Origin of the sequence: Rhodopila sp., assembly GCF_965277165.1 — a bacterium.
GTDB lineage: Bacteria > Pseudomonadota > Alphaproteobacteria > Acetobacterales > Acetobacteraceae > Rhodopila.
In genome coordinates this window covers 79,866-98,197 of the sequence record NZ_CBDICE010000006.1, presented here as the reverse complement: position 1 = coordinate 98,197, position 18,332 = coordinate 79,866, and the positions used below count along the sequence as shown (strand labels likewise).

Genomic DNA, 18,332 nt, shown 5'->3' with positions numbered 1-18,332 from the left:
TCGGCCGCCAGCCGGCAACGAGGCTTATTCCACCCCCGATCAGGCCGGCGCTTGCCCCGGCAGCACCGATGGTTCGGTAGCGTCCCGCGCAACCGGCACATTCATGTCGACGTCGCGGGTTTCCGGACCCATCAGCGCCCCGGTGATGACCAGCGCCCCGGCGATCACCAGCAGCACCAGCGGGCCAAACGCGTACGGCATTATCGTCGACAGTCCCAACAGGTAGATCCCAGTGAGCGCCGGGATCACCACCGCAGCGCTGTAACCGATGCCGTAACCAGAGGCCCGGATATGGGTCGGAAACCGCTCCGAGATGTAGGTCGAGACAATCCCCCACGGCGACACGGTGAGAAGGTAGAACGCCAACGTGACGATCACGGTCTGCGCGATCGGCGCGCCACCCAAAGCGCCGGCCACCAGCACGTAGTACAGCCCGGAGCCGCCGAACAGGATCGCCAGCCCGCTGCAAACGATCATCCTGCGACGGCCGATCATCTGGCTCAGCATGCCGCAGCCAACAAATCCGAAGAACAGGATGATGCTACCGGCCAAGAAGATGTTGGACGTGATGCGAGCCGGCACATGCAACTGGTTGATCAGGATCCCCGGCAGGATGCTGGACACCTGGGAGGAGAACCAGAACCCGGTCATCATCACGAACACCTGCAGCAGGCTGCGACGGTGATCGCCGGAGAACACCTCTTTCAAGGGCGCGACACTTTTCTCGCTTTCCATCCACACCGGCGATTCCGGCACGGTGCGATAGAACATCAGGAACGCGAACGCCATAAAGCCGCCAAATACGAAGGCCGCCCGCCAGCCCCAGTCGATGTATTGCTGATGTGTCGTGACACTCAGCAGGAAGCTTGTCACCGCTGACACCATGGCGAAGCCGATCGGGAACGCGCCTTGCAACACGCCGCCGACGAAGCCGCGTCGCGCCTTCGGCACCATTTCCAGCGCCAGCGTATTGTTGGACGTGTATTCACCGCCCATGAACACGCCATCGACGAAGCGCAAGCCGATCAGCAGCACCAGCGACCAGATACCAACGGTCGCGTAGCCCGGCAGGCAGGCGATCAGCAGGGTAAACACGCCAAATCCGGCGATACTGACCATCGTCGTCCGGCGCCGCCCGATCTTGTCGGCCCAGTGACCGAAAATCACCGCTCCGCATGGGCGGCCAAACAACGTGGCGGCAAAAGTGAAAAAGTAGATCGTGGTGCTGGCAACGGCACTGAGACCGGGCGGCTCGAAATAGCCAATCACTGGAGCGAGCGCGAGAACCGGCAAGTAAATGTCGAAGAAATCAACCGCGAAGCCGATACATCCGGCAAAAACTGTCCGCTTGACTGCGGGCGACAGGGGTTCGGTGTCGTACGTTGCCATTGCGAATCTCTCCCGGTGGGGCCTTACTTGGCTCTGCGGTCTTTTTGCACGCATGGCAGCCATGCGCGCAAGCCCCGGAGGCGGCACGATCGAGAGAGGAACGGCTCAAGACTTAAGTAGACCGGCGTTGCCCGGCGTTTGTCTGACACGAACACGCGCTGACACGGGTCTGACCGCGCGGCGGCCAATCTATCCGCCAGTTGCGGCTGCCCGCCTCCTGCTCAGCCCAGCGACGAAGCAATTCGCGAATGTAGCCTTGGACGCCGCCAGATTCAGCGGTCGCGACGCTATTCTGCCGCCATTGCCTGTGGCCGCACGAGTACGGGTTGGGCCAGCGCTGTCAGCAGCTCGGTCCGCCTTGTATCCGCCGCGGCGCGATTGGCGTGCTTGACCGGGCCGAAGCCGCGGATCTGGTCCGGCAGCTCGGCGAGCGCCAAGGCGGTGTCGAGGTTTTCGCGGCTCAGGCCGGCGATGATGGCGCGCAGGTCGCCGGAATACTGGCTGATCAAGGCTTTCTCCTGCCGCCGCTCGGTTTGATACCCGAACGGGTCCAGCACCGAACCGCGCACTGCCTTGCCATGGCGCAGCAGGCGGAACAGCGGCAATCCAAGCCAGCCGGGGATGGCGATCTTGCGCCGCCGTCCGGTCGCCTTGTCGATCCCGGTGATCAGCGGCGGCGACATGTGGAATTCAGGCTGCTGGCCGTAGCTGGCGGCGGCGTGCAGCCTGGCCACCTCGTACTCGTCCTTGTACGCCATGACCCGATACAGACCGTCGGCGGCTGCCCTGGACAGCCGACCGGGGGCACCGGCGACGGCGGTTTCGCGCTCGACGACCTGGCGCACCATAGTGTCGTAGCGGCGGGCATAGCGAGGCGACTGATACGCGGTCAGCGCCGCGATCCGATGCGCGATCAGCAGTCCCAGATCGGCCGGAGGGCCATCATCCAGCCCCTCCAGGATCTGCTTCATCAGTCCGGGCTGGTCGGCCAGGATGCGGCCCCACAGGAAGGCGCGCTTGTTCAGCTTGACCGCCGCGCCGTTCAGCTCGATGGCGCGCAGGATCGCCGCTTCGCCGACCGGTACCGAGCCGCGCTGCCACGCCATGCCAAGCAGCATGGTGTTCATCGCCTGGGCGTTGCCGAACAGCCGTTCGGCCAGGCGCACCCCGTGCAGCCAGATCGATCGGTCGGCGTCGGTGACCTTCTCGATCGTGCGGCGATGCAGGGCGGCATCGATCGACAGCACGGCGTTGCGCTTGAAGTCGGCGGTGGCGGCCAGGTCCATGTTGCCGATCACCACAGCCGACGCGGCATTGCGCTCCAGCACGCCCACTTGGCAGCCGACCGCCAGATCGGCCGCAAGCATCAGGTCGGCGCTGCCCAGCGGGATGCGCACGACGTCCAGCGCCGCCTCCTCGGCGGCGATCTGCACATGCGCGACCACCGCGCCGTTCTTCTGTGCCAGCCCGGTGAAGTCCAGCGTCTTCACGGCGCGGCCTTCCAGATGCGCGGCCATCGCCAGGATGGCGCCGGAGGTAACGATGCCACCGCCACCGATGCCGGCGAACAGGCCGCGCCACACCCCCAGCGACGGGACCACCGGCGCCGGCAGCGAGGCGCCGAGTTCAGCCTCCCTCGCCTGCCACCTGGTGTCCGCGTCAGGCGCCGCCGGCGGCCCGGCCTGGGTGACGAAGCTGGGGCAGAAGCCCTTCAGGCAGGACAAATCCACGTTGCAGCTCGTCGGGTTGATGCGCCGCTTGCGGCCCAGCTCAGTCTCGATCGGCTCGATCGCGATGCATCCGGACTGGGTCGAGCAGTCGCCGCAGTTCTCGCACACCTCTTGGTTGATGACGACGTGACGCTGCGGCTGGGCCATCGACCCACGCTTGCGGCGGCGGCGCTTTTCGGTGGCGCAGACCTGGTCGTAGATCAGCACCGACGGCCCCTCGAAGTCGCGCAGCGCGGTCTGCACCGCCTCCAGTTCGTCGCGGGTGTGGCGGGTGACGCCGGGCGGCAGGGCCGACGCCGGCGGCAGGCGATCGGCCTCGTCGGCCACGACGGCGATGCGCTTAACGCCCTCGGCGGCGAGCTGGGCGGCGATGTTGGGGACCGTGGGCGCACCCTCGGTGGGTTGGCCGCCGGTCATCGCCACGGCGTCGTTGAACAGCAGCTTGTAGGTGATGCGGGTCTTGGCCGCGACCGCCTGACGAATCGCCAGGCTGCCGGAGTGCTGATAGGTGCCATCGCCCAGATTGGCGAAGAAGTGCTTCACGTCTGTGAACGTCGACAGGCCGATGAACGGTGCGCCCTCGCCGCCCATCTGGGCGAAGGTGCGCGTGTATGGACCGTCGTCCATCGCCATGAAGTGACAGCCGATGCCGGCGCTGGAAAAGCTGCCGTCGGGCAGCTTGGTCGAGGTAGCGTGCGGACAGCCTGCGCAGAACGCCGGCGCGCGGCGCAGCAGCCCGTCGGGGCGTTCGGCCGGCACCGGCGCGGGCGCGGCCGGCAGGTTCAGCCCGGCGGCACCCAGGAAGCTGGTCAGGCCGCCGGCGACCGCTTCCGGCGACAATTCCATCAGCGGCGACAACAGCGCCTCGCCCCGCGGGGTGGTCTTGCCGCTGATCTCCGGCCGCTGATCGGCCGGCAGATGATATAACGCGTCGCGGATCTGGCTCTCGACGAAGCTGCGTTTTTCCTCGACCACAAGGATCTGGCGCTTGCCGCGGGCGAAATCGCGCAGACCCTCGGTCTCCAGCGGCCAGGTCATCGCCACCTTGTAAATCGCCAGTTGCGGATGCGCGTCCAGGCCAAGCCGGCGTAGCGCGTGCATGGTGTCCTCGTGCGCCTTGCCGACGGTAATGACGCCGATGCTGGCATCCGGCGAACCACCAACCATCCGGTCGATGCCATTGGCTCGGGCCCAGGCGAGCAGCGCCGGCATCCGCTCCTCGATCATCCGGCGTTCCAGTTCGGCGCGGTCCGCCGGGAAGTGCATCGTCGGGTCGAAGTTCAGTCCGTGCGCCGGCAACGCGATGTCGGGGCTGACGAAGCGGCGCGCCGCGGGCACGATGGCGGTCGAGGCCTGCTCCATCGTCTCGGCGGTGGTCTTCAGCGCCACCCAGACGCCGGCAAAGCGCGACATCGCAAGGCCAGCCAGCCCGAGGTCGATCACGTCCTGCACCGAGGCCGGGTTCAGCACCGGGATAAAGCAGTTCTGGAAGACGTATTCGGTCTGGTGCGGATAGGTAGAGGAGTGCGCACCGTGGTCGTCCCCGGCGATCGCCAGCACGCCGCCATGCTTGTGGGTGCCCGACATGTTGGCGCAATGCAGCGCGTCACCGGACCGATCGACTCCCGGTCCCTTGCCATACCACATGCCATACACGCCATCGACAAGCGGGTTCGGGAACGCGTCGAGCTCTTGCGTGCCATACAGCATGGTGGCGGCGAGGTCTTCGTTGATCCCCGGCTCGAAACGGATGCCGTGCGCGGTCATCAGCTGCTTGCGCAGCCAAAGCTCGCGGTCGAGGCCGCCCAGCGGCGAGCCGCGATAGCCAGACACCAGCGCGGCGGTATTAAGGCCGGCGGCCTGATCAAGGCGACGCTGTTCCAGCAGCACCCGCAGCAGCGCCTGGATGCCGGTCAGCAGTACCGGGTGATCGAGGTCGGCGAAGCGGGATTCCAAGGTGATGTCGGCGGGTGCAAGACCGATATCCATGGGCGTTCGTCCCTTCACGCTGGCTCGATACTAGATAGTAGGTATGGCAGTAGGTAAAAGCTTGCCATAGTGCCCGGCGCCGGGCGTTCATTTTAGCAGGAACCGCTAAGATTGACCGGTTGGGCAGGATTTGGGACGGGCGAATGGAGCTGGACCGGCTGGACCTTCTGATACTGGATCATCTGCAGGCCAACGGCCGGGCGACGGCGCAGGAATTGAGCGAGGCGGCGCATCTGTCGCCGTCACCGTCGCACCGGCGGCAGCGGCTGCTGGAGGAAGCCGGCGTGATCACGCGATATGTCGCCCTGCTGGACCAGGACAAGGTCGGGCTGCCGGTGAACGTGTTCGTCACGGTGAAGCTGGCCAACCACAAGGACGAGACGTTGCGCGGCTTCGAGCGTGCGATCGAGGCCTGCCCCGAAGTCATGGAAATGTATGAAATGACCGGGGCGAGCGACTATCTGCTGCGGGTAGTGGCGTCCGACGTCGCGGCCTATGAGGCGTTCCTGCGCGGCCGGCTGACCCACATTCAGGGCGTGCAGTCGTTCGAGTCGGCGCTGGCCCTGAAGCGACTGGTCTATCGGACCAATCTGCCGCTGCGCCAGGGCGGGCGTTGAACGGGGGAGCCGGCGGGTCACGCGGTTTCTGTGACCTCGACGACGAGGCGGCGGCCGAGGGTGTGGAGCGCGGTTTCGACCGTGGCGATATGACTGCGATAGAGCGGGTCACGCAGCCGGCGGACGGCTTTTTCATCGATGCCTAGGCGATGCGATAACTCGACGTTGGTCATGTTGGCGGTGATCATGGCGTCGTGCAAGGCGAGCTTGGCGGCTTCCAGAGTTGGCACCGCGATCACCGGCCGGCCGCGCGCATCGGAGGGAACCGGGATTGGCCTGGCGTCATCGACGTAGAACGACAGCGCGCTGACCAGAGCGTCTTGGGCCCGTTCCAACGCCTCGGCGCGGGTGGCGCCCTCGGACACGAGTTCGGGGATGTCGGGGCTGGTGATGGTGATGCCGTCGGAAGCTTCCTGGAGTTCGATGGGATAGGCGTAGCGCATCCTCTCAGTCCTCGAGGTCTGTGGTGGCTAGATGGAGCTGCTTGAGTATGGCTCGATAGGTCCCCGAGGCGAGGTCGCCGCGATGCATCGGGATGATTGTCGAGCGGTTGCCGTGATGCACTTTGAGGTGGCTTCCCTTGCCGTCGAGTTCTGTGTGCATGATTCCGAATCGCGTGGCGCGCCGTCGGAGCCTTCGCAGAAGATCGTTGGATTTCACGAGACATAAGTATCGGACGTTTATGTCCGATATGCAAGACCATTTCATTTGGGTTGACGTTCGGGACGAGCAGGCCGCTGAAACCAAGAGAGGAACTGTCGCGAGACCGGGATTACGCTACCCTGGTCACCGAGGCGATCGGTTCAAGCCAGCAAAGCAATCACCGCCGGCAGCAACGCCGGATCGCCGACCGCGATCACCCGTCCGTCGCCATCCGAGCGTGGCGGATTTCCCTGCCAATCTGTCAGCGCCCCACCCGCCCCAACCACCACCGGCACCAGCGCTGCCCAGTCCCACGGCTTCAGGTCGCACTCCACAATCACGTCAATCTGGCCGAGCGCCAGCAAGCCATAGGCGTAGCAGTCGCCGCCCCAATAGTTGCGCCGCACCCGCGCGGCCAAGCGGTGGAAGCGGGGCAGCTCGGCGGCGAACATCTCGGGGCTGGTGGCGGACAGTTCAGCCTGCGCGAGGTGCGGGCACAAGCGGGTCCCGATCCGTCCGCCAAGTGGTCCCTCGAACGACGTCTGGCGACCGGCGACCCCGATCCAGCGTTCGTTGGTCACCGGCTGGTCGATGATACCCAGCAGTGGCGCGTCGCCATCGAGCAGCGCAACCAAGGTGCCGAACGTCGGACGGCCGGTGATGAAGGCCCTGGTGCCGTCGATCGGGTCCAGCACCCAGCGCAACCGCGCCTCCGGCCGCTGCAGGCCAAATTCCTCGCCCAGGATGCCGCATTCCGAGCACAGCCGGGTCAGCACCGCCCGCATCGCCCTTTCGGCGTCGCGGTCGGCGGCAGTTACAGGGGACTGATCGGGCTTCAAGTCAGCCGCGGGGGAGCCGCGAAACCACCGCCGGATCAGCGGTCCGGCGACATCCGCGGCGGCCACCGCGGCAGCCAGGTAACGGTCGAGGTCGGCGGTCAAGGCGCGGCCATGCGGTGAGGCTTCCTAATCCCATAACGGCCGACTCGGCCGCCCGCTCGGCGTTGCACACGGGCGAGCGGACCCGTAAGGTAGCAGCAGAATAAGAGTGCCAAACCATGTCTTCAACCCGCCTGCGAAACGCCCGGCCGGTTCGGCGTGCCGCAGTGGGCGCCTCAACGGGCTCGGTTGTCACCGCCGTCGGCGTTGCGGCCGGCCAATCGCGCAAAGCCGGCCTGCCGTGAACCCGATCGTGGTGATTCCGGCTCGCCTTGCCTCGACCCGCCTGCCCGACAAGCCGTTGGCCGATATCGCCGGCAAGCCAATGATCGTGCATATGCTGGATCGCGGGCGAGAGGCCGGCATCGGGCCCGTGGCGGTCGCCTGCGGCGACCCTGAGATCGCCGCGGCGGTGCGCGACGCCGGCGGCCGGGCGGTGTTGACCGATCCGGCGCTGCCGTCCGGTTCGGACCGGGTACACGCCGCGCTGGCGGAACTCGACCCCGACCGCCGGCACGACGTCGTGGTCAACCTGCAGGGTGATTTTCCGACCCTGGATCCGGCCGGCCTGCGTCTCGTGATCACGCCGCTGGACGACCCCAGGGTCGATATCGGCACCCTGGTGGTGCCGATCCGCGACGAGATCGAGGCGACCACCGTATCGTTCGTAAAGGCTGCCTGCAGCTTCGCCGATGGGCAGACCATCGCCCCGGCGCTGTATTTCTCCCGCCAGGCGATTCCGTGGGGCCTGGGCCCGCGCTGGCACCATGTCGGAATCTACGCGTTTCGACGCGCGGCGCTGGACCGCTACGTGTCGCTGCCGCCCAGCCCGCTGGAGCGGCGCGAGAACCTGGAACAGTTGCGGGCGCTGGAGGACGGCATGCGGATTGGCTGCGCGCGGATGCAGCATGGCCCGTTCGGGGTGGACACCGCCGAGGATCTGGAACGCGCCCGCGCGCTACTGGCGCAACGCAGCGCATCGGGCCGGCAATGACCGCGATGATCTCGTTCCAGGGGGTGCCGGGTGCCTATTCCGACCTCGCCTGCCGCAACGCCTATCCGGCGATGACCACGCTGCCCTGCGCATCGTTCGAGGCGGCGATCGACGCAGTCCGCGACGGCCGCGCCGCGCTGGGCATGCTGCCGTGCGAAAACAGCCTGGCAGGCCGGGTTTCCGACATCCACCAGTTGTTGCCCGACTCCGGGCTTTATATCATCGGCGAGCAGTTCCAGCGGGTCGAACACTGCCTGCTGGGGGTCAAGGGCGCGCGCATCGACGAAATCCGCCGGGCGCACTCACATAGCGTCGCGCTGGGCCAGGTGCGACGCATCCTGGCGGAACTCGATCTGACGGCGGTGGTGGAGGCCGACACCGCCGGTGCCGCCGAACTGGTGGCCGGCTGGGGCCGCAAGCAGGACGCGGCGATCGCCTCGGCCCTTGCGGCGGACATCTACGGCCTGCAGATCCTGCGCGCGAACGTCGAGGACGCGGCGCACAACACCACTCGGTTCTACGTTGTGGCACCCCGAGCGGCGGCGGTGGATCCGGCGACGCGGAACCTGATGACCACATTCGTCTTCCGGGTACGCAACGTGCCCGCGGCCCTCTACAAAGCGCTTGGAGGGTTCGCGACCAACGGCGTTAACATGACCCGGCTGGAAAGTTACATGATCAACGGCGCGTTCACCGCGACCCAGTTCCTATGCGATGTCGAAGGCCACCCCGAACATACCTCTGTACGCCGCGCGCTGGAGGAATTGTCATTTTTTTCGACCGAAATGCGGGTGCTGGGGGTGTATCCGATGGCCGGTTTCCGGGTGCGCCAGAGCGCCGCGGAATGATCCAGGCAATCCGTAACGGGCAACCCACGGATCGATTGGCCCGATCTCAGTTATACGGCGGATAGGCCGGGGCATAGCCGCGATGATGGGTGTAATCCGGTTCGGCGTTGGAATACTGGTTCGGCGCGCCCTGGGGCTCCCCGAGTGAGCCGAAGAACTGATCCATTTGCCGGATCGGGAAGGCCTGATTGACCGGCGCCGCCGGGTCCGAGGTGCAGCCGGCGATACAGAGTCCGAAGACAATCGGAAAGATGGTTCGGGACACGCCCACGGCAGCCTCCTGTGGTTGGCCGGCCTGTGCCGCCATCACACGGCAGGCACCCGTCACGGCGTAGGTAACTTTCCGCCAGCCAGTGCGTTGCATGCCAATCAGCGACAGGAGCTGCCCATGGCAAGCCTCGAAGACACCGCCAACCCGTCCGGTCACCTGATCGCGGCCAAGCAGGTGCAGGGAACAACCGTCTTTAACCCGGCGCTGGAAAAGCTCGGAAATATCGAAGACGTGATGATCGACAAATCCAGCGGGCGGATCGCATACGCAATCCTCAGTTTCGGCGGCTTCCTGGGAATCGGCGAACGCTACTACCCGCTGCCGTGGGAGAAGCTTGACTACAACGTCGAGGTTGGTGGTTACGTCGTCGACATCGATCGGGACGTGCTGGAAGGGGCGCCGTCATACACCGACGCAGCGACCGCTGAATGGAACGACGATAAGTGGGTCCGCGGTATCTATGCCTACTACGGCGTGCATCCGTTTTGGGACATCGCGCCATAACACGGGCCGCCTGAACTTGCCCCGATCCGTCCGGCGTGCTTGGAATCGCCGGGCGCCGTGATAGCGCGATCATCACGCCGCGTTGGAAGCTTTCCTCGGGGAAGCTAATCCAGCAAGGCTGTCCGGGGGGAAGCCATGAAAATCACGCGGGTGGACACGTTTCAGGCCGACGCCGGCTGGCGGATGTTCTCATTCCTGAAAGTCACCACCAGCGACGGCATCATCGGCTGGTCGGAGTTCAACGAGAGCTTCGGCAGCACCGGCCTCTCCGACGTGATCCGAGGCCTGGCGCCGGTGCTGATCGGGCGCGATCCGCGCCGGTTCGAGCAGGTAACCCAGCACCTGCACGTGCTGACGCGTCAGTCCAGGGGCGGGTTGAACCAGCAGGCGATCGCGGCGATCGAGAACGCATTGCTGGATATTGCCGGCAAGGCCTATGGGGTGCCGGTGGCGGCGCTGTTCGGCGGCCCGATCCGCGAGCGAATTCCGGTTTACTGGTCGCATTTCGGCACCTACCGGGTGCGCAGCGCGGCGTTGATGGGGGTGCCGGAGCTACGATCCTACGACGACCTCGGCAGGCACGCGCGCGAAGTGCGGGACCGCGGATTCCGGGCATTGAAGACCAACATCCTGCCACTGACGGATACCGGCCTGGGATCCTATGTGCCCGGGTTCGGCCGCGGCCTGGGCTGGCCGGAACTAAATTGGGACAACAAGCTGACCCGCGGCGTGCGCGAGCAGCTTGCGGCGATCCGCGACGCGGTGGGCCCCGAGATGGGCATCCACCTCGACATCAACTTCAACTTCAAGACCGAGGGGTTCAAGCGCATTGCTGATGCGGTGGCCGAGGCCAACCTGACCTGGCTGGAAATCGACACCCATGACGCGCCGGCGCTGGCCGAGATCAAGCGGATGGCGCCGTGCCCAATCGCCTCGTGCGAGACGCTGCACGGGCGGCGCGAGTTCAAGCCATTCCTGGAGCGCTACGCCACCGACGTGGCGATCGTTGACGTGGTGTGGAACGGGCTGGTGGAATCGGCGAAGATCGCGGCGATGGCCGACGTGCACGAAATCAACGTGGCGCCGCACAATTTCTACGGTCACCTGTGCAGCGCGATCAGCGCGACGTTCAGCGCCATCGTGCCGAATTTCCGGGTGATGGAGATCGACATCGACAGCGCGCCGTGGCGCGACGAGTTCTATACCGTTGTCCCGACGATCGAGAACGGCGAGTTCATCCTGCCCAGCGGTCCTGGCTGGGGGATCGACGTCGACGAGAAAGCGGTGCGGGCGCGTCCGCCGCGGCACTGAGACGTCCCGATCGAAACCCCGACGTCCAAGAGGAGTAAAGATATTGGCAAAGTTCAAGATCGCCACCCCAGCCGGGGCCAGCTTCAGCACCCATGGCGGCAGCTACGACTATGAGATGGAACCGCTGGACGGCATCGATGCCGCAATCGTCGAGGGGCCGACCGACGAAGACGGATTCATCAAGTTCGCCCAGGACGCCGACGCGATCTATGCCAAGGGAATGCGCTTCGGCAAAAAGATCATCGATGGCTTGCCGGAACGCTGCCGCGCCATCGTGCTGGGCAGCGTCGGGGTCGACAGCGTCGATGTCGTCGCCGCCACCGCGCGCGGCATCCCGGTGACCAACTGCCCACACACCTTCATCGAGGAAGTCGCCGATCACGCAATGATGCTGCTGTTGGCATCGCATCGGCGCACAATCGAGCAGGACCGCATGGTGCGCGAGGGAAGGTGGCGCGAGGGCCGGCCGGCGCTGCTGGAAATCCCTCGGATCATGGGCATGACCCTGGGGCTGATCGCCTTCGGCCACGTGGCCCGGGCAGTAGCGAAACGGGCGAAGCCGTTCGGCTTGCGGGTGATCGCCTACGATCCGTTCATCGAGGAACTGGTGATGGTGGAGCATGGCGTGCTGCCTTGCACGCTGGAGGAAGTTCTGGCGCAGTCCGATTTCGTTTCGATGCATGCGCCCGCCACGCCGGAGGCCGAGGGCATGCTGAAGGACAAGCACTTCCGCCAGATGAAGAAGACAGCGGTGTTCATCAACACCGGCCGCGGTCCAACGGTTCAGGAATCGGCGCTGATCAAGGCGCTGTCCGAGGGCTGGATCGCCCATGCTGGGCTCGACGTGCTGGAGATCGAGCCGCCGGGCAACAACAATCCGATTCTCGGCATGACGAACGTTACTTTGTCGGCACATACCGCATCCGCATCGGCGCGGTTCGATCCGGCCAGGAAGCTGCATGTCGGGCGTGAGCTGGCGTTGATTCTGAACAACCGCTGGCCGATGAGCTGCGTCAACCCCGCGGTGCTGATGAACACCAAGCTGCGCCGCTGGCAGCCGATTTCAATGGAGCGCGGCCCCAACAGTTAGGTTGCCAGAGCTCGGCACACGATCCGGATTGATATCGTGTGCCGAGGAACGTCGCCGCAGCATCAAACATCGGATAGCAGGAAATTTCTTAAGCAACCGGACGGCTGACCATACGCTTCGCCATGACATATTCGTGGAATGTCAATCTATGGACTGGATCCTGATTCTGGCGATCGCCACCTTCGCTCTGCTGCTTGCCTTTCTCCTGTGGAATCGTTCGTCTCTGAAACGACATCAGACCACCGGGAGCGACACGTCTGGGATTGGCGGTCTAAGCGACCCGATGTCCGGAACCACCGAGGGCATGCGCCCGCCTGACGAGATGCGGGCGGATATGGACGCGGCGGCGTCGCCGAAGGCCCAAGCCGAGCGCACCAATCGATAGGAGTGGGCAAAAACGCGGCCGCGAATTCGCTTCACCCCTCACAGGCCTAGTACCTCCTGTCATTGATTTCGCGGCCATTCTTCGAATCGATAGTTCCGCAACGACGGAGATGCTTCGTGATCGCGGAACGACTTGCTGGAAAAAGGTATGTGGTGAAGCTCAGCGAAGAGGAGCGGGATCGCCTCAACACGCTGATCCACGCGGGCAACCACCCGGCCCGGCAACTGACCCGGGCCCGCATTCTGTTGAAGGCCGACAGCGCGCAAGCGGGCGACGGCTGGAGCGACAGACAAATCGCAACAGCCCTCGATACCAGCGTCGACACGGTCGCACGGACCCGCCAGCAAATGGTGGAAGAGGGGTTCGAGGCCGTTCTGGTCCGCAAGCATTCCCCAGCCTCGGCCAGACCGCGCATTTTCGACGGAGCCGCCGAGGCTAAACTGATCGCGCTGGCTTGTTCCGACCCGCCGAAGGGTCGCAAGCGGTGGACGCTACAACTCCTTGAAGAGCACGTTGTCGAACTGAAGATCGTCGACCGCGCCAGCGACAACACGATCGGGCGGACGCTAAAAAAAACCTCCTTAAGCCGCATCTACAAAAGCAATGGGTGATCCCGCCGGACGCCAACGCCGCCTTTGTAGCCGGAATGGAGGACGTTCTTGAGGTTTATCAGAGGCCGCACGATCCAGAGTATCCTGTGGTCTGCGTGGACGAGACCTCGAAACAATTGGTCGCCGAAACGCGTGTAGCCATCGCTGGCAGGCCTGGGCAACCGGCACGCTACGATTACGAGTATAAGCGTAATGGAACCGCTAATCTGTTCATGATCTTCGCCCCCCTGGAAGGCTGGCGCCATGTCGAGGTGACAGATCGCCACACGGCCGTGGATTATGCTCAGATCCTCAAAGCCATAGCCGACATGAATTTTCCGAAGGCGAAGAAAATCGTGCTGATGCAAGACAATCTCAATACCCACAAGCCGGCGTCGCTCTACGAGGCTTTTCCCGCCGCAGAGGCCCGCCGGCTGGTGGAGCGGTTCGAATGGCACTACACGCCAAAGCACGGCAGTTGGCTGGATATGGCTGAATCCGAGCTCAGCGCCTTGTCGGGTCAGTGCCTCGATCGGCGGATCGCGGACAAGCAAACTCTGACCGAGGAAGTCGCCGCATGGGAGGGCAGCCGTAACAAGAAACATGTCAAAGCCGACTGGCAGTTCACCACCGCCGATGCCCGCGTCAAGCTGAAGCGGTTGTACCCCGCACTATGAACGACTCGAAGTACTAGCTCTGTCCCGGCGCGATAAAGCGGTCGATGGTGCGGTGCTGGAACAGCCAACATCCGTCAAGTTTGATTAGCTGATCGGAATAGGCGCCGCCCGACCCGATCGCCGGGCCATCCGGCGTGTTCTGCACCAGCGCCCAGTTCGACCGCGCGGTTGCGGTGCTGCCGGTCACCTCGATCACGATGTTAGTAGTCAAGTGGACACGCTTCGGCCGCGGCCCATCCGCTATGCTGCGCGCCTGCGCGACAATCCCGGCTCGGCCGCTGCCGGTGCCAAACGCCGTTTCCCACACACCGTCAGGGGCGAACAACGCCGCCATTTCCTCGAACCGGTCGGCATCCAGGGCAAAGCAATAGCGCGCCAGCAGCTCGCGAATCTCGTCCTTGTCCGACATCGTGCCTCCTCATCGGTTTTGCTAGTTCAACGCCAGCATAGGCGCCGCGGCGACGGCGCGACAGCAGCACGCGGCCGATGGATGCGATCAGCGGTGGCCACCTGATCCACGCCGAAACGGCATGCTTTGTGCATCAAAAACAATTGCACATGGGGGAGAGTTGCTTAATGCGAATTCCTAGCTTGGCTCTGACTTCGCTTGCGATCGGCGTAGCCGTGTGTGCGGGTGGCACCACCGCGCGCGCGGCAACACCCGATCTCGCCGCCGCCAAGGCGGTGGTGGATCAGCACACCACTCTGCCCGCATTCAATCCTCCCGGTCCGCCGTTCGACGCCCGTAAATGCATGGCCGGGAAGAAGATCCTGACAATCCCGGTTTCCAGCGCCAACCCGTTCACCAAAAACATCGCGATCGCGATGACGCAGGTTGCGAAGCAGATCGGCTTCCAGGTCGTCGAGTGGGAGAACCAGGCGCGCCCCACGCAATGGGTGCAGGGCATCGAATTCGCCATCAACAATAAGTTCAATGCGATCGACCTGCTCGGCGGCACCAACCCCGCCGTGCTGGGTCCGCAGATTGCCGACGCCCACAAAGCGGGGCTGCAGGTTTTCACCTCCCACCTTTATGACACGATCCAGAAGCCGGACCCGAACGTGGACTACTCACTGGCCATTCCATACCACTCGGTCGGCGAGCTGCTGGCCGACTGGGTGACCCTGAAGACCGACGGCAAGGTCGACGCACTGATCATCGGATCCGACGAGATCATCCCTACCGCGCCGTTCGTTAAGGGGATCACCACCACGCTTAAAGAGGTCTGTGGCCCGCAGTGTAAATACAAATATATTAACGCGCCGGTGCCGGAGTGGTCGACGAAAATCAAGACCAGCGTGCAGTCGGCATTGATCGCGGATCCCAACATCAACACCATCATCCCGATCTACGACAGCATGTCCCAGTTCGTGATTCCGGCCATTACGATCACCGGCCGAACCGGGAAGGTGAAGATCGCTACCTTCAACGGCACCCCGTTCGTGATTGACGATCTGCAGCGGGGACAGGTGGAGATGGACGTCGGCGAGAGCATCGGCTGGATCGCACGATCGATTCTCGACGGCTATATGCGGAAGCTGTGCGGGCTCAAGACCTACACGGAACTCTATGTGCCGTTCTACATCTTCGACAGCCACAACGCCAAGGACGCGGGGACGCCGGCGGATTACGTGCATGGTTACGGCGATCAGTTCATCGCCGGCTACAACAAACTGTGGATGCTGAAGTGACCTACGTCCCGCCGAAGCCGCGCCGGCCGGGAGAACCCCCGGCACTCTCGGTGCGCCATTTCTCCAAGCGCTTCGGTGGGGCGCACGCGCTGAATGATGTCTCACTCGATGTCCTGCCGGGCGAGGTGCTCGGGCTGCTCGGCCAGAACGGCTCCGGCAAATCCACGCTGATCAAAATCCTGTCCGGTTATCATGACCCGGAGCCAGGCGCCGAACTGTTGATCCACGGTGAGCCTGTACCGCTGCCGGTGCCTTCCGGGACGACCGAGCGGCTGGGCCTCGCCTTCGTTCACCAGCATCTCGGGCTGGTTCCGTCGCTGACCGTGCTGGAGAACCTGCGCATCGGCGCGATCGCGACCAGGACGAAATGGCGGATGAACTGGCGCCAGGAGCGCCGCCTTGCGCGGGAGAGTTTCGCCCGGTTCGGGCTCGACATCGACCCGGCGATGCAGATCAAGGATCTGCCGCAGGTCGAGCGCGCACTGGTCGCGATCGTCCGCGCCTTCGAGTCGGTGCAGTCGACCGAGCATGAGCGCCCCGGCATCCTGGTGCTGGACGAGCCGACGCCGTTCCTGCCCGCAAGCGGCGTCGAGCAATTGTTCGCGCTCATGCGCGCCATCGTGCGCGACGGCGCCGCGGTGATCTTCGTTTCGCATGACGTGGACGAGATCATGCAGATCACCGATCGCGCGACGGTGCTTCGGGACGGGGTCGTTGCCGGCACGCTCGCCACACAAGCGGCGACGCATGATGACTTCATCGGGCTGATCGTCGGCCGCCACGTTGACCTGTTCCGCGCCGAACATCGCGACCTGTCCACCGCTCCGGTCGTCGCGGCGGCGCGCGGGGTGAGCGGCGGTTCGCTGGCAAGCGTCTCGCTCGATATCCGGCGCGGCGAGGTCCTGGGTTTTGCCGGCTTGATCGGCTCAGGCTTCGACGATCTACCCTATCTGATTTACGGCGCGCGGACGGCGCACGGCGGCACGCTGGCACTCGCGGGACAGCCTGATCGTGCCGTGCGCGGCATCACGCCGGACGCGGCAATCAAACAGGGTCTCGTGCTACTGCCCTCGGACCGGCTCGGCGCAGCCGGCATCGGCGCGCTGTCCGTCGCCGACAACGTATCGCTTCCCGTGCTGAACGAGTTCCGCTCACTGCTGCTCGACTGGGGCGGCATTTTTCGGCGTGCCGTCACACTCGGCCAGGACTATGAGGTCCGGCCGAACGAGCCGGCCATGACCTTGGCCTCGCTCTCGGGCGGCAACCAGCAGAAGGCGCTGATGGCGAAGTGGCTGCAGCTCGACCCCAAGCTGCTCATGCTCGACGAGCCGACTCAAGGCGTGGACGTCGGTGCGCGCCAGCACCTGTTCGCCGCGCTTGCCGAGGCTGCCCGACGCGGCGTCGCCATCATGATCGCCAGCACGGATTTCGGGCAACTGGCCCAGATGTGTGACCGCGTACTGATCTTCGCCCGCGGCGCGATCGTGGGCGAGTTGACCGGGTCGGCGATCACCAAGGAACGGATCGCCGAGCTTTGCCTGCGCGGTGGCGCGGCGGGCCTGGCCGCCGCATCGACCGCAACGCATGGACTCGCCGCGACATGACCAACGCCCAACCGGCCGCAACCATTTCGGCCCCCGACCGCGCGCAGCGTCGCTTCAACTGGGTGCGCATCCTGGAGGCCTATGCCTTGGTGGCTGCACTTCTGGTGCTTGCAGCGGTGTTCGGCATTCTGCGCCCAGAGGCCTTCCTGTCCTGGGGCAACATCTCGACCATGCTCGGCTCGCAGGCGGTGCTGGTGGTGCTGACGATGTCGCTCCTGATCCCCCTGACCGCCGGGGATTTCGACCTTTCGGTGGCCAGCATGCTGACGCTGTCGGCGATGATTCTGGCGGTCCTGAATGCGCAGCTCGGGGTCAGCCTGCCGATCGCGATCCTGGCAGCGATGGCGGCGGGCGTCATCGGTGGCGCGATCAATGCTTTCTTCATTCTCTATTTCAGGATTCCGTCGCTGATCGTGACGCTTGGCACCAGCACGTTCATGAATGGCCTTGTGCTCTGGATGAGCGGCTCGATGACCGTGAGCGGGCTGGCCGACGCGCTTACCGAGTGGACGGTGGTGCGCCGCATCTTCGGCATTCCGCTCGCCTTCTACTACGCGCTGGTTCTCTGCGCGCTGCTTTGGTACTTTTTCGACTACACCACGCCGGGACGCCGCCTGCTGTTCGTCGGCCGCGGACGGGAAGTGGCGCGGCTATCGGGGATCCGTGTCGACCGGATACGGCTCTACAGCCTGATCGCCTCCGGAGTGCTCAGCGCGGGTGCGGGGGTCATGTATGCGGGCACGATCGGGGCGGCCGATCCGCTTTCCGGCCTGACCTTCCTGCTCCCGGGCTTCGCCGCAGCGTTTCTCGGCGCGACCTCGATCTCGCCTGGACGGTTCAATGCCTGGGGCTCGTTCGTTGCAGTCTATTTTCTGGTCATCGGGATTACCGGGCTGACAATTTTGGGGATCCAGACCTTCGTGCAGAACCTGTTTTATGGCGGCGGCCTGGTGCTCGCGGTCGCTTTGTCCCAATTGGTGCGGCACCGCGAGCCACAGGATTTCACCTGAGGGTCCTCACCTCCTTGTCGGTTGGCCTGGTTCCGCGCGATTATGGCCAAC

At 64.7% G+C, this 18,332-nt stretch carries 18 protein-coding genes; 11 read left to right on the top strand and 7 right to left on the bottom strand.

The features are described 5' to 3' along the window. Positions 1–39: 39 nt before the first annotated feature. Together ACQY4Y_RS12110 and ACQY4Y_RS12105 are read right to left on the bottom strand one after the other, a co-directional pair. Positions 40–1,389 carry an MFS transporter gene (locus ACQY4Y_RS12110; RefSeq protein ID WP_428490872.1) on the bottom strand — a complete coding sequence of 450 codons (1,350 nt, stop codon included), beginning with the start codon at positions 1,387–1,389 and terminating at the stop codon, positions 40–42. 287 nt (positions 1,390–1,676) lie between these two features. Continuing rightward, positions 1,677–5,108 (bottom strand): indolepyruvate ferredoxin oxidoreductase family protein, encoded by a 3,432-nt coding sequence (locus ACQY4Y_RS12105; RefSeq protein ID WP_428490871.1) that lies wholly within the window; start codon positions 5,106–5,108, stop codon positions 1,677–1,679. Between the two features lie 143 nt (positions 5,109–5,251). On the opposite strand from ACQY4Y_RS12105, the gene ACQY4Y_RS12100 reads away from it, so the two are divergent. Continuing rightward, positions 5,252–5,725 carry an Lrp/AsnC family transcriptional regulator gene (locus ACQY4Y_RS12100; RefSeq protein WP_428490870.1) on the top strand — a complete coding sequence of 158 codons (474 nt, stop codon included), beginning with the start codon at positions 5,252–5,254 and terminating at the stop codon, positions 5,723–5,725. 17 nt (positions 5,726–5,742) lie between these two features. Here ACQY4Y_RS12100 and ACQY4Y_RS12095 read toward each other — a convergent pair whose 3' ends face one another. From ACQY4Y_RS12095 to ACQY4Y_RS12085, 3 genes are all read right to left on the bottom strand, one after another. Further along, positions 5,743–6,168, bottom strand: a complete 426-nt coding sequence (locus tag ACQY4Y_RS12095; protein ID WP_428490869.1) for a type II toxin-antitoxin system HicB family antitoxin — start codon at positions 6,166–6,168, stop codon at positions 5,743–5,745. Positions 6,169–6,172: 4 nt separating this feature from the next. Beyond that, positions 6,173–6,328, bottom strand: a complete 156-nt coding sequence (locus ACQY4Y_RS12090; RefSeq protein ID WP_428490868.1) for a type II toxin-antitoxin system HicA family toxin — start codon at positions 6,326–6,328, stop codon at positions 6,173–6,175. A 200-nt stretch (positions 6,329–6,528) separates the two neighbouring features. Further along, positions 6,529–7,308, bottom strand: a complete 780-nt coding sequence (locus ACQY4Y_RS12085) for an inositol monophosphatase family protein (protein WP_428490867.1) — start codon at positions 7,306–7,308, stop codon at positions 6,529–6,531. Between the two features lie 238 nt (positions 7,309–7,546). Between ACQY4Y_RS12085 and ACQY4Y_RS12080 the strand changes: the two genes are divergently transcribed. Together ACQY4Y_RS12080 and ACQY4Y_RS12075 are read left to right on the top strand one after the other, a co-directional pair. Next, on the top strand, positions 7,547–8,299 hold the full coding sequence (locus ACQY4Y_RS12080) for a 3-deoxy-manno-octulosonate cytidylyltransferase (protein ID WP_428490866.1): 753 nt from the start codon (positions 7,547–7,549) through the stop codon (positions 8,297–8,299). Next, positions 8,296–9,147, top strand: coding sequence for a prephenate dehydratase (locus ACQY4Y_RS12075; RefSeq protein WP_428490865.1), 852 nt, complete (start codon positions 8,296–8,298; stop codon positions 9,145–9,147). The genes ACQY4Y_RS12080 and ACQY4Y_RS12075 overlap by 4 nt, the downstream gene beginning before the upstream one ends. Before the next feature lie 46 nt (positions 9,148–9,193). On the opposite strand, the gene ACQY4Y_RS12070 is transcribed toward ACQY4Y_RS12075, so the two are convergent. After that, entirely contained in the window at positions 9,194–9,412 is a 219-nt protein-coding gene (locus tag ACQY4Y_RS12070) for a hypothetical protein (protein WP_428490864.1), read from the bottom strand. Between the two features lie 123 nt (positions 9,413–9,535). On the opposite strand from ACQY4Y_RS12070, the gene ACQY4Y_RS12065 reads away from it, so the two are divergent. The 5 genes from ACQY4Y_RS12065 (at position 9,536) to ACQY4Y_RS12045 (ending at position 13,975) form a co-directional block, all read left to right on the top strand. Continuing rightward, a complete protein-coding gene (locus ACQY4Y_RS12065; protein ID WP_428490863.1) occupies positions 9,536–9,922 on the top strand; it encodes a PRC-barrel domain-containing protein in 387 nt (128 codons plus the stop codon). A 135-nt stretch (positions 9,923–10,057) separates the two neighbouring features. Further along, entirely contained in the window at positions 10,058–11,233 is a 1,176-nt protein-coding gene (locus ACQY4Y_RS12060) for a mandelate racemase/muconate lactonizing enzyme family protein (RefSeq protein WP_428490862.1), read from the top strand. 43 nt (positions 11,234–11,276) lie between these two features. Continuing rightward, a complete protein-coding gene (locus ACQY4Y_RS12055; protein WP_428490861.1) occupies positions 11,277–12,323 on the top strand; it encodes a C-terminal binding protein in 1,047 nt (348 codons plus the stop codon). Between the two features lie 148 nt (positions 12,324–12,471). Further along, a complete protein-coding gene (locus ACQY4Y_RS12050) occupies positions 12,472–12,708 on the top strand; it encodes a hypothetical protein (RefSeq protein WP_428490860.1) in 237 nt (78 codons plus the stop codon). A 119-nt stretch (positions 12,709–12,827) separates the two neighbouring features. Continuing rightward, positions 12,828–13,975, top strand: a protein-coding gene (locus ACQY4Y_RS12045) for an IS630 family transposase (RefSeq protein WP_428490713.1) whose coding sequence is annotated in 2 segments (ribosomal slippage) — positions 12,828–13,287 and positions 13,287–13,975 — 1,149 coding nt in all. Because the reading frame shifts where the segments join, the coding sequence is not laid out codon by codon here. Positions 13,976–13,988: 13 nt separating this feature from the next. Here the strand turns inward: ACQY4Y_RS12045 and ACQY4Y_RS12040 are convergent. After that, complete coding sequence (locus ACQY4Y_RS12040; RefSeq protein WP_428490859.1) at positions 13,989–14,384, bottom strand: nuclear transport factor 2 family protein; 396 nt, start codon at positions 14,382–14,384, stop codon at positions 13,989–13,991. Positions 14,385–14,461: 77 nt separating this feature from the next. On the opposite strand from ACQY4Y_RS12040, the gene ACQY4Y_RS12035 reads away from it, so the two are divergent. The 3 genes from ACQY4Y_RS12035 to ACQY4Y_RS12025 are packed head-to-tail and all read left to right on the top strand — an operon-like array spanning position 14,462 to position 18,281. Next, positions 14,462–15,667, top strand: coding sequence for a sugar ABC transporter substrate-binding protein (locus tag ACQY4Y_RS12035; RefSeq protein WP_428490858.1), 1,206 nt, complete (start codon positions 14,462–14,464; stop codon positions 15,665–15,667). Between the two features lie 50 nt (positions 15,668–15,717). Beyond that, entirely contained in the window at positions 15,718–17,271 is a 1,554-nt protein-coding gene (locus tag ACQY4Y_RS12030) for a sugar ABC transporter ATP-binding protein (RefSeq protein ID WP_428490857.1), read from the top strand. Further along, entirely contained in the window at positions 17,268–18,281 is a 1,014-nt protein-coding gene (locus tag ACQY4Y_RS12025; protein WP_428490856.1) for an ABC transporter permease, read from the top strand. Before ACQY4Y_RS12030 ends, ACQY4Y_RS12025 begins: the two co-directional genes overlap by 4 nt. The last annotated feature ends 51 nt before the right edge of the window (positions 18,282–18,332 follow it).

Coding starts and splice junctions, on each gene's coding strand:
- ACQY4Y_RS12060 (WP_428490862.1), top strand. CDS start 10,058: ATGAAAATCACGCGGGTGGACACGTTTCAGGCCGACGCCGGCTGGCGG.
- ACQY4Y_RS12105 (WP_428490871.1), bottom strand. CDS start 5,108: ATGGATATCGGTCTTGCACCCGCCGACATCACCTTGGAATCCCGCTTC.
- ACQY4Y_RS12095 (WP_428490869.1), bottom strand. CDS start 6,168: ATGCGCTACGCCTATCCCATCGAACTCCAGGAAGCTTCCGACGGCATC.
- ACQY4Y_RS12110 (WP_428490872.1), bottom strand. CDS start 1,389: ATGGCAACGTACGACACCGAACCCCTGTCGCCCGCAGTCAAGCGGACA.
- ACQY4Y_RS12100 (WP_428490870.1), top strand. CDS start 5,252: ATGGAGCTGGACCGGCTGGACCTTCTGATACTGGATCATCTGCAGGCC.
- ACQY4Y_RS12090 (WP_428490868.1), bottom strand. CDS start 6,328: ATGCACACAGAACTCGACGGCAAGGGAAGCCACCTCAAAGTGCATCAC.
- ACQY4Y_RS12065 (WP_428490863.1), top strand. CDS start 9,536: ATGGCAAGCCTCGAAGACACCGCCAACCCGTCCGGTCACCTGATCGCG.
- ACQY4Y_RS12050 (WP_428490860.1), top strand. CDS start 12,472: ATGGACTGGATCCTGATTCTGGCGATCGCCACCTTCGCTCTGCTGCTT.
- ACQY4Y_RS12040 (WP_428490859.1), bottom strand. CDS start 14,384: ATGTCGGACAAGGACGAGATTCGCGAGCTGCTGGCGCGCTATTGCTTT.
- ACQY4Y_RS12025 (WP_428490856.1), top strand. CDS start 17,268: ATGACCAACGCCCAACCGGCCGCAACCATTTCGGCCCCCGACCGCGCG.
- ACQY4Y_RS12075 (WP_428490865.1), top strand. CDS start 8,296: ATGACCGCGATGATCTCGTTCCAGGGGGTGCCGGGTGCCTATTCCGAC.
- ACQY4Y_RS12035 (WP_428490858.1), top strand. CDS start 14,462: ATGGATGCGATCAGCGGTGGCCACCTGATCCACGCCGAAACGGCATGC.